A 9673-nucleotide genomic window follows, 5' to 3' on the forward strand; every position below is an offset into this window, starting at 1 on the left:
CCCCCGGGAGCCGCGGTCGCCCGTTGGTGCGTGCCGGATCTGCTTCCCCGGAGCCCGGCCGATCGCCCCCGCTGGCGACGCGCCACGGCGACACTCGCAGAGAGCTGGTCCAAGTCGCCTTCGCCACCGGGCATGCTGGAGCGATGAGGAGACGTCGGCGCAGGCCGAGCACCGCGCGGGCCCTGCCCCTGATCGCGGACCGGGCTCTCGCCGAGACTGGGCGGCAGCCCGGTGCCCAGCAGCCGGCGGCGGACGTGGGCTCGCCCGATGAACCGCCTGCGGCCGAGGAGCGTCCGTGGCCGACGTGCTGCCGAGCGACCCGGGAGCGGCTGCTCGCCGGGTCGACCGTCGTCATCCTGACGACTCACGCGGCCGTGTGCCCCGACTGGTCTCGCCGGTAGGCACCCGCGTGCGCGCCCTCGTGCATCCGCGGGGGGCGCCGGTCCGGTGACTGGGCGGGCCGGGGCAGGGGCATTCCTCGGTTGCGGAAGCGCCGCGCGGCGGCCCCGCCGGGCCTTCGCGGTCTTCGCGGGGCCGGCGGGATCGACGTCGGATCCGCGGTTGCGGAGCGGTCTGGGAGACTGGGCCGCTCCAGCAGTACGTACGCAGTGAGCGGGGGGACTTGATGATCGAGGTACCGGGCGGGTACGGAACGTCCGCCGAGGTGGCCGTCGTGGACCCGGCCCTGTCCGTGCGGGAGCAGTCCGCCGTCGCCGATCTGCTGGAGGGGTACCCCGATCTGGTGGCGGCCAGGGGCCTGGAGCCGGTGAGCGGACTCGGCCACGGGTTCCTGGGCAAGGCCGTCGCCGTGGCCGCCGCCGGAGGTGTCGTCACCGCGCTGGTGGCCTGGGCGAAGTCGACCTCCGTCTCCGCCCCGCGCCCCGGGTCGATCACCGAAGAGGTGACGCGGATCCTCGACTGGGTGCAGACCATCGGGTCCACCGCGCTGATCGGCGGGGCCGGGGTCGCTCTCCTGCTCGGCGTGCTCCGGTACATCGACACCCGGAACCTGCGCGCGGTGACCCGCCTGGCCCGCGAGCACGCCGTGCGCTCCGACACCTTGGCCGCCCCTGCGGCCCGGCTCCTGAAGCGGGCCCAGGCCGCCGCTGCGGCGATCCGCGAGTCGCGGATGCACAGCACCGACCTGGCGGGGCTGCGCCACCGTACCGAGGAGCACCTGCCCGCGGAGCTGTGGGAGATCGCCCGGACGCTCCGGGAGTACAGCAGCCTGGCGCAGAGCAACAGCGGCGGCGAGGGCGAGGACCGGGTCGCTGATCTCCGCAAGAGCGAGCGCTCCGCGCTGGCCACGGTTCTCACCAGCACCGAGCGCCGGGTGGAGGCGCTGGAACTGTATGCGCGCCGGTGCGCCGAGGCCGACCGGCGCTATGAGGCGCTCGCCGCGGTCGAGGAGCTGGAGGCGCGCGGGGAGAGGGTCATGGAGCTCCTCGCCCGCACGGCCGCCGACGACGTGGCCGCCGAGGACAGCCGCCGCCTGGCCGACCAGGCGGCAGCGGCCGGCGAGGCGCTGTCGGAGGCACTGGACCAGGCCAAGGACGCCGCCGTGATCGCCCTGCCGGAACGCGACAGCGCCTGACGGCTGGTCAGGTGCTCTCAGTGGCCAGGGCGGGACGTATCCGCTGTCAGATGGTCCCGCGGAGCTTGGCCAGTGCCTCGTTCAGCAGGGCCTCGCCCTCTTCCTGGCTGCGGCGCTGCCGGACGAAGCCCATGTGCGTCAGGTAGCGGGCGCTTCCTGGAGCGGCCGGGGCGTTGTCGGGATCCGGTCCGGCGGGAAGACCGCACCGGGGGCAGTCCCACACCTCCGGGATCACGGCCTCGACCGCGAAGCTGGGCTGGGTCCGGTGGCCGTTGCCGCACCAGAACGACGCCGTCGTGCGGGGGGCAAGGTCGCCGCGCTCCGGTTCACCCAGCGGCCCTGACCCGATCCGAGCGCCCCGAATGCTGCTGCGTCCCTGTGCCACGTTCGCTCTCCTCGGCCTCGTTGTCCACGCCTCGGATGTGCATGGGGAAGGGCAAGCGTACGACCTTCCTCCGGGAAGGTCGTCTACGGCTTGACCGCTGGCCGACGGCCTCACGAGCTGCCGGGCTCGGCCTTGTCGCTCCGTACAGAGAGGCGGGTCCGAGGCTGTCCGGCGCCGAGGCCCGGCTTCGTGCTCAGGTCTTCGATGCGAGGGACTGGCGGGCTCTGCGCAGGGTGGTGCGGAGCCGGCTGTGGGTGGCCCTGCTGTCGAGGCGGACGTCGAGCGCTCCGGCACGTCCGCTGTCGGCCCGCGAGCCTGCGGGGATCCGACGGAGCGCAGCGCCGTCTGACGCGCTGGCCAGGCAGAACAGGCAACAGGAAACTCCTTCCGTAGTGCCGGGCCGGCGGGAATCGTGGTGGGCATGCAGATCACCCGCCTGGGAGGCCCGGGTCCCGTCGCCGCTGTCATCCGCTCGATCGGGGTCCGCCATGACGGCGCCCACCAGCTCGTCACCGACGGCCTCTACCTCGATCTGCGTGAGGTGCTGCGCAATCCCGCGGACGACACCCGCCTGCGCTACCTCACCGGGCTGGACGACGAGGTGTCCGCCCATGTCCTGGCCACCCCCGGCGCCCCGGAGCTGATCGACCGGACGGCCGCTCAACTCCTCGCGCTGGCCGCCGCGGTCCCCCGTGGCCAGGTGGTGCGCCTGACGGCCGCGTGCCAGGGAGGCCGGCACCGTTCGGTCGCGGTGTCGGAGGCGGTGGCGCGCCGCGTCTGGACCGCATGGAACCGGGAGTTCGGCGTCCAGGTCGAGCACCACCACATCGACCGGCCCGTCCTGCCCGGCTCCCCCTGAACCACCCGCCGCCACGGGGCCCGGCGTGGGCCGCTACGGCGCGGCGAGGGCGGAGGCGGGCAGGACGACGAGCAGCGCGCCGAGGTCGAGGGGAAGTTCGGGCAGCAGCGCCGCGGGGACGTCGCCCACCAGCTGCTCCGGGCCCAGCAGGCGGGGGCGGGTCAGGGTGATGGTGCCGGTGGACTCGCCGCGCTGGTGCAGGTACTCGATGTGGACGCTGTGCCCGTGCTGCAGAGCGCGCAGCAGCGTGGTGCGGTCGGTGGTGCCGAGCAGCCGGGCGCGGTCCTTGAGGAGGGCGGCGCGGCTGCTGGCGGCGAGGGGCGTGGTGGGCGGGTCCGGGACCAGGGCCGCCGCCACGGCGGTGAGGTCCACGGGGGCTCGGCGCGGTGCGGGTACCGGTGCAAGTTCGGGCCGGGGCGGGGCGGCGGGCGGCGTGTCGGCGGTGCTGGCCGCCTCGCTCGTGGGGGCGTAGCCGTGGGCGCGCAGCCGCTCGGCGACGGTGACGGCGGAGGCGGTGCTGCTCAGCAGGGTGGGGCCCAGCCGGCGCAGGCCGAGGTCGGCCAGGTCGGTACGGGCGGCGAGTTCGGCGGCCAGGCCCTCGTCGCGGACTTCCAGGACGCTGGCGGTGGGCTGGATACGGATCTGGCCGTGGCGGCGGGCGGTGTCGTCGATGAGGTAGCGGACGGTCTGCGGGATCGGGGTGCTGGCCACGGCGGCAAGGCGGGCGGCGAGGTCGTCGGCGGTGGCGGCGGGGTGGGTGTCGAACCACCGGCGGACGCTGCCCGGGGTCAGATGCCAGGTCTGGGCGAGGGCGTCGGTGCTCTCCAGGTCGGCGCAGGCCCGCATGAGGGCGGCCAGGGCGCCGTCGGGGGTTCCGGTGGCGAGGACGCGGTGGTCGGCCAGGACGGCGGCGCGGCGCTGCAGCGGCAGGGTCGCCTTGGCTGCGGCCAGCAGCTCGGCGGTGCTGCCGTCCAGGAGGGCGCGGCCGAGCGGGGTCAACGCGCCGTCGTCGGTGAGCGCGATCAGCCGGCTCTCCTCCAGGACCGCGGTGACCGCTGCTCCGGCTGGGAGGCCGGCGGAGCACCACGGGGTCAGCGTGCCCAGCGCGGCGCGAAGGCGGCTGCTGGGGGCGTCGGTGGCGGGGTCGAGGAGCAGCGGGGCGCGGTGGTGGGCTGCGGCCGCCCAGGTGGGGCCGTCGAGGAGGGCCTGGCCGGGGGCGAGGCCGGCCAGCAGGATGAGGATGACCCGGCGGGCATCGGCGCTGGAGGTCGTCACCGGTGCCAGGGAGGGGCGGGGGCGGCCGCCGTCGGCGGGCAGCAGCGGGGTGCAGGGCAGTCGGAGCCAGGCCCGGGCGGTGTCCGCGAGCCTGGCCGCCGGGTCGGCGTCCGGCCAGGCCCGGCCTTCCGCGGTGGGCTGCCACTGCTGGTTGTGCTCGTGGATCAGGTCCAGTTCGCCGGCCAGCTCCAGCCACAGCCGGGCTTGCGGCTGAGCGCAGTTGAGGGCTTGCGCGAGGCGGCGCAGATCCTGGGTCGGCACGCCGCCGCGGGCGAGGGCGGGCACCGGGGTAGTGAACACGGTGAGCACGGTGGTGATCGCGTGGACGACGCCGGCGGCCGCAGCGGCCTGCGCCTGCGGGTTGAGGCTGGCGGTCCGGGTGGTGAGCGGCGGCGCGGGGCTCAGGAGGGGGCCGTGCTCGTGGATGGCTTCGGTGTCCAGGACGTAGGGGTGGGGGAAGAGCCGCCGGATCCGGGGGTGGAGGGCGAGGCGCTGCTCGGCGCACGGCCACGCGAGCGCGCGGTCGACGACGGCGTCCAGGACCGCCTCCACCCGGTCGGCGTCGGAGCGGTCACGGTCGAGGAAGGCGAGGAGGTCGGCCGTGCTGCAGCCGTACGGGTGCCGCCAGTCCCTGGTCTGCGAGGCGAGGTAGGCGGCGGCCTCCAGCAGCTGGAGCTGGTCCCGGGCCAGGGCGCGCCAGTCCCGGGCGTCGGCGAAGGGGCCGTAGAGGTGGCGGACCGCCAGCTGGCGCAGGGTCTGCGGGCGGCGCGGGGCCAGGAGTTGCGGGTGGCGGGCCAGGAGGTCGGCGCGCTGCTGCGGGGTCCGGGAGGTCAGCCAGAGGGTGAGCGAGTCGATGGTCGCGTCCAGCACGCCTTCGATGCTCCCACCGAGGCTGGGGCGCCGGGGGCGGTTGGCGCCCGGTCAAGGTTCTGCTGCGGCCCGGCGGCCGGCCCGTCTGCCCCGGCGTTGCGGGAGCCCCGCCGGACCTGCTGCAGCGCGGGCCCGGCAGAGAGGTTCACCCGATCGGGCTGCGCTACCGGAAGTCGCGGCTGCCGGGGGTCGGGCCGAGGGTGAGCGGGGCCAGGCGGGTGGCCAGGAGGTTGGTCGCGCCGTCGCGGCGCTCGAGGGTGCCGCTGATGATCAGTCCGGCGGATTGGAGGGCGCTGCGCTGGTGGGCTCGCGCGACGTGGGGCTGCACCACGATGTTGACCAGGCCGGTCTCATCCTCCAGCGACAGGAACAGCACGCCGCCGGCCGTCGGCGGGCGCTGGCGGTGGGTAACCAGGCCGCCGACGGTGACGAGTTGGTCGGCGGGAGCCAGTTTGACGTCCGCCGCGGTGATCGCGCCGCAGCGTTGCAGGTGGGGGCGGGCGTAGTAGACGGGGTGGGTGGTGGAGGTGCCGGTGGCCCACAGGTCGGCGATGGTCTCCTCGACCGGGGTCATCTCGGGCAGGCTGGGCGGTGCGGCAAGGCCGGGGGCGGTGCCGGGCAGCATGGCGTCGCTGGTGCGGGCCAGTAGTCCAGCCGACCACAGGGCCTGGCGGCGGGTGACGCCGAGGCTGGTGAACGCCCCGGCGGTGGCGAGGGCTTCGAGCTCGGGCGCGCCGAGGGCGGTGCGGCGGGCGAAGTCCTCCAGGCCGCTGTAGGGCTGGCCGGCGGCGATCTGCTCGGCCTGCTCCTCGCCGAGGCTGCGGACCGCGGCCAGGCCGAGCCGGATCGCCGGCTGGCCGTCCGGCCGGCCGGGGGCGGGTTCGAGGGTCGGCTTTGCCTGGGAGCGGTTGACGTCGGCTGGCAGGACCTGGACGCCGTGGCGGCGTACGTCGGCGATCAGCGTGTTCGGGGAGTAGAAGCCCATCGGCTGGTTCGCGAGGAGGGCGCAGGTGAAGGCGGCCGGGTAGTAGTGCTTGAGCCAGGCGCTGGCGTACACCAGCAGCGCGAAACTTGCCGAGTGGCTCTCGGGGAAGCCGTAGCTGGAGAAGGCCTCGATTTTCAGGTAGATGTCCTCGGCGACCTCGGCCGGGATGCCGCGCTGCGCCATCCCGGCCAGCAGCCGGGCCCGCAGCTCGGCCACCCGCTCCAGGGAGCGCTTGGAGCCCATCGCCTGGCGCAGCCGGTCCGACTCGGCGGGCGTGAACCCGGCGCAGTCGATCGCCAGCTGCATCATCTGCTCCTGGAACAGCGGCACCCCCAGCGTTTTCGCCAGCGCGCGTTCCATCAGCGGGTGCGGGATCACGACCTTCTCGTGCCCGTTGCGGCGGCGGATGTAGGGGTGGACGCTGCCGCCCTGGATCGGGCCGGGCCGGATCAGGGCGACCTGCACCACCAGGTCGTAGAACGTCCGGGGTCTCAGCCGCGGGAGGGCGGAGGCCTGCGCGCGTGACTCGACCTGGAACACGCCGACGGTGTCCGCCTTGCAGAGCATGTCGTAGACCGCCGGGTCGTCCGGCGGGATCGAAGCCAGGTCCAGGCGGCGGCCGTGGTGACGGGCGATCAGGTCGCAGCAGTCGTGGAGGGCTGCGAGCATCCCCAACCCCAACAAGTCGATCTTGACCAATCCTGCCGCGGCCGTACTGTCCTTGTCCCACTGCAAAACTGAGCGTCCGGGCATGGACGCCCACTCGGTCGGACAGGTCTCCGCGATCGGCCGGCGGGTGAGGACCATCCCGCCGGAGTGGATGCCCAGGTGCCGCGGCAGGCCGCGCAGCTGCCCGGCCAGCTCCCGCACGTCCTCGGGCACGGGCGCGTCGGGCGGCGGCATGTCGTGCCAGCCGGTCTCCCGGGAGAAGCGGTCCAGGTCCCCTTGGGCGTAGCCGAGGGCGCGGGCCGCGTCGCGCACCGCGAGCCGGGGCTGGTAGGAGATGACGTTGGCGACCTGGGCGGCATGGTCGCGGCCGTAGGTGTCGTAGCAGTACTGGATCACTTCTTCCCGCCGACGGTGCTCGATGTCGAGGTCGATGTCGGGCGGGCCGTCGCGCTCGGGGCTGAGAAACCTTTCGAAGAGCAGGCCGTAGTGGATCGGGTCGACGCTGGTGATCCCGAGCGCGTAGCAGACCGCGGAGTTGGCGGCGGAGCCGCGGCCCTGGCACCAGATGTCGGCGCGACGGCAGAAGTCGACGAGGTCATGGACGATCAGGAAGTACCCGGCCAGGTCCAGCTGCTCGATCACCTCGAGCTCGTAGGCGATCTGCCGGTGCGCGCGCTCATTGTCCGACGTGAAGCGGGTGCCGGCGGCGCGCAGGGTGAGCTCGCGCAGGTACCCGGCCTCGGTCCGGCCGGGGGGCAGCGGGAAGCCGGGGAGCTGCGGCGCGAGGGCGGCGAGGTCGAACGCGCACCCGGCGGCGAGGTCGACGGTGCTCTGCTGGACGTCTGGCCACGGCGCGAGGAGGGCGGCCATCTCGAAGGCGGAGCGCAGGTGCGCCGTGCCGGCCGCGGCCAGGTAGGGCTCGGCGTCGGCCAGGGTGCGGCGCTGGCGCAGCGCGGCGAGGGTCTGGGCGAGGCGAGCCTGGGCCGGGGAGGCGTGGTGGGCGGCGGTAGTCGCGATCAGGGTGAGGCCGGTGCGGCGGGCGAGGCCGGCCAGGGCGTCGTTGCGGTCGTCGTCGCCGGGCGCGCGGTGGTCGGTCAGCTCCACCGCGACGTTCCCGGGCCCGAACCGGTCGGCCAGCGCCCGCAGTTCACGCTCCGCCCCTTCCGGGCCCTCGGCGTCCAGGGCGCGGCGCACGGCGCCCTTGCGGCAGCCGGTCAGGATCACCCAGTGGCCCGCGGCCGCGTCGGGCAGCAGGTCGCGGTCGTAGCCGGGGCGGCGTTTGCCCTGCCCGGCCAGGTGCGCGTCGCCGATCGCCTTGGCCAGTCGCCGGTAGCCCTCCGGGCCGCGGGCCAGGACGAGCAGGTGCTCGCCGTCCTGGTCCGGGACCCCGGTCGGCGCGAGGTCCGCGTCCAGGGTCAGCTCGGCGCCGTACACGGTGGCGATGCCCGCGCGGCGGGCCTCGGTGGCCAGGACGGACGCCCCGTACAGGCCGTCGTGGTCGGTGACGGCGAGGGTGCCGGTGCCCAGGCGGGCGGCCTCGGCGACCAGTTCCTCGACCGGGGAGGCGCCGTCGAGGAAGGAGAAGGCGGAGTGGACGTGGAGCTCGGCCCAGCCGGGCCCGGCCCCCGGGCGGGCCGCGGGCTTGGCCTCCCTCGGCGGCGGCGCGGGCGCGGGGAACGGCAGCACCGCGCCCGCGCCGGCGCCGGTGGGGCTGGGGGTGGACATGCGACGCTGGAGCTCGGCCCACGGGGTGTGGGGGTGGCTCTCGAACTTGGCCATCGGATGGTTCCTGGTGGTGCGGTGGTGCTCGGTGACCGCGCAGGGCCGGTGCCAGCGCGGGTGGTGGTTCAGGTGTCGTAGGCGCCCTCGATGCGCCAGCGCCCGCCTTCGACGGCGAGCAGTAAGGCGTGCCCGTCGGTGGTGGTGACCTGGAGCCGGGCCAGGCGGGAGGACTCGTCCTGGCTCCACCAGCGCTCGGTGGCCGGCCACGGCCCGGCCCAGCCCACGACGTCCAGGCTGCGGCCCGCGACGACCAGCCGGACGGGAGGCGTCTGCGCCTCGGCTCGGGCGGTCACCCGCACCTCCTCGCCGGCCTCGTCCAGCAGCCGCACCCACTGCGGACCGTGCGGCACCCGCGCAGGCGAGGGGGCCGGGAGACGGCCGGGCCACGGCCCGTCGGCGCGCCGGTCCTGGTGCGCGTCGCCCCACGGCGTGCGGACCACCCGGTCGCCGGGCCCGCGTCCGCCGGCCAGCTCGGCGGTCACGATCCCGCCGTGCCCGAGCATCGCCTGCACCCGGGAGGCAGCGCGCTCCATCCGCTGCTGGGCCGCCTCCCGCTGCCCGTCCAGCAGCGACAGCTGCCGCCCCGGGTCGGCGACCAGCCCGTCCGGGACCAGGCGCAGCGCCACCACCCCGCCCGAGGACGCCGCGAACGCGGCCCGCTGCTGCCACGCCTGCAGCTGCCAGCGGATCCGCTCGGCGACCGCCCCGGCCGACAGCAGACCCTCGTGCCGCCACGCCCGGGACGCCGTCGTGCCGTCGGCGCACTCCACCTCGACCTCGAACCGCTCGCAGCCGAGCCCCGCCGCGCCGAGGCGCTCGTGCATCCGCTCGGCCAGGCCGAGCGCGGCGAACACCATCGGCTCCGCCCGGGTGTACGGCTGCTCGAACCGCTCCTCGACCGCGACGTCGGCCGACGCGGTCCGGGCCACCACCGGGCGGGCCTGAAGGCCGCGCGCGAGCCGGTGCGCGGCCGCGCCCTCGGCGCCGAACCGGTCGGCGATCGAGGCGGGCGGCAGCGCCGCGAACTGGCCGGCCGTCACCAGGCCGAGCCGGACCAGCAGGTCCGCCAACCGCCCCGGCACGACCTCGGTGACCGGGAACGGCGCCAGGAACCGGGCGCTCTCCCCCACCGGGATGATCCGCTGGGCCCGCGCCGCGAGCTGCGCGGCCGCCAGGCCGTCCGCGATCCCGACCCGGCACTCGAAACCGGCCGCCTCGACCGCGTCGATGAGCCTCTCCGCCAGCTGCTCCTCG

The 9673-nt window shown here is 75.5% G+C and carries 6 protein-coding genes; 2 read left to right on the forward strand and 4 right to left on the reverse strand.

Annotation, left to right across the window (positions count from 1 at the left end; translation table 11 throughout):
* Window positions 1-625: 625 nt before the first annotated feature.
* Complete coding sequence (locus BMY61_RS42995; RefSeq protein WP_042449641.1) at window positions 626-1594, forward strand: hypothetical protein; 969 nt, start codon at window positions 626-628, stop codon at window positions 1592-1594.
* A 46-nt stretch (window positions 1595-1640) separates the two neighbouring features.
* On the opposite strand, the gene BMY61_RS43000 is transcribed toward BMY61_RS42995, so the two are convergent.
* Window positions 1641-1979, reverse strand: coding sequence for an RNA polymerase-binding protein RbpA (locus BMY61_RS43000; protein ID WP_042449640.1), 339 nt, complete (start codon window positions 1977-1979; stop codon window positions 1641-1643).
* A 421-nt stretch (window positions 1980-2400) separates the two neighbouring features.
* On the opposite strand from BMY61_RS43000, the gene BMY61_RS43005 reads away from it, so the two are divergent.
* Window positions 2401-2838, forward strand: a complete 438-nt coding sequence (locus BMY61_RS43005; protein ID WP_143094832.1) for a RapZ C-terminal domain-containing protein — start codon at window positions 2401-2403, stop codon at window positions 2836-2838.
* Between the two features lie 33 nt (window positions 2839-2871).
* Here the strand turns inward: BMY61_RS43005 and BMY61_RS43010 are convergent, their stop codons facing one another.
* From BMY61_RS43010 to BMY61_RS46925, 3 genes are all read right to left on the reverse strand, one after another.
* Window positions 2872-4983: a helicase-associated domain-containing protein gene (locus BMY61_RS43010; RefSeq protein WP_042449638.1), complete on the reverse strand. Its 2112-nt coding sequence runs from the start codon at window positions 4981-4983 to the stop codon at window positions 2872-2874.
* A 163-nt stretch (window positions 4984-5146) separates the two neighbouring features.
* Window positions 5147-8416 (reverse strand): error-prone DNA polymerase, encoded by a 3270-nt coding sequence (locus tag BMY61_RS43015; RefSeq protein ID WP_042449636.1) that lies wholly within the window; start codon window positions 8414-8416, stop codon window positions 5147-5149.
* A gap of 68 nt (window positions 8417-8484) precedes the next feature.
* Window positions 8485-9673, reverse strand: a 1189-nt coding sequence (locus BMY61_RS46925) for a DNA polymerase Y family protein (protein WP_075004305.1), incomplete at its 5' end; no start/stop codon positions are given.

Origin of the sequence: Streptacidiphilus jiangxiensis, assembly GCF_900109465.1 — a bacterium.
GTDB lineage: Bacteria > Actinomycetota > Actinomycetes > Streptomycetales > Streptomycetaceae > Streptacidiphilus > Streptacidiphilus jiangxiensis.

What these genes read in the sequence shown, in the direction of transcription:
- BMY61_RS42995 (WP_042449641.1), top strand. Translation starts at nt 626, where the DNA reads ATGATCGAGGTACCGGGCGGGTACGGAACGTCCGCCGAGGTGGCCGTC.
- BMY61_RS43005 (WP_143094832.1), top strand. Translation starts at nt 2,401, where the DNA reads ATGCAGATCACCCGCCTGGGAGGCCCGGGTCCCGTCGCCGCTGTCATC.
- BMY61_RS43015 (WP_042449636.1), bottom strand. Translation starts at nt 8,416, where the DNA reads ATGGCCAAGTTCGAGAGCCACCCCCACACCCCGTGGGCCGAGCTCCAG.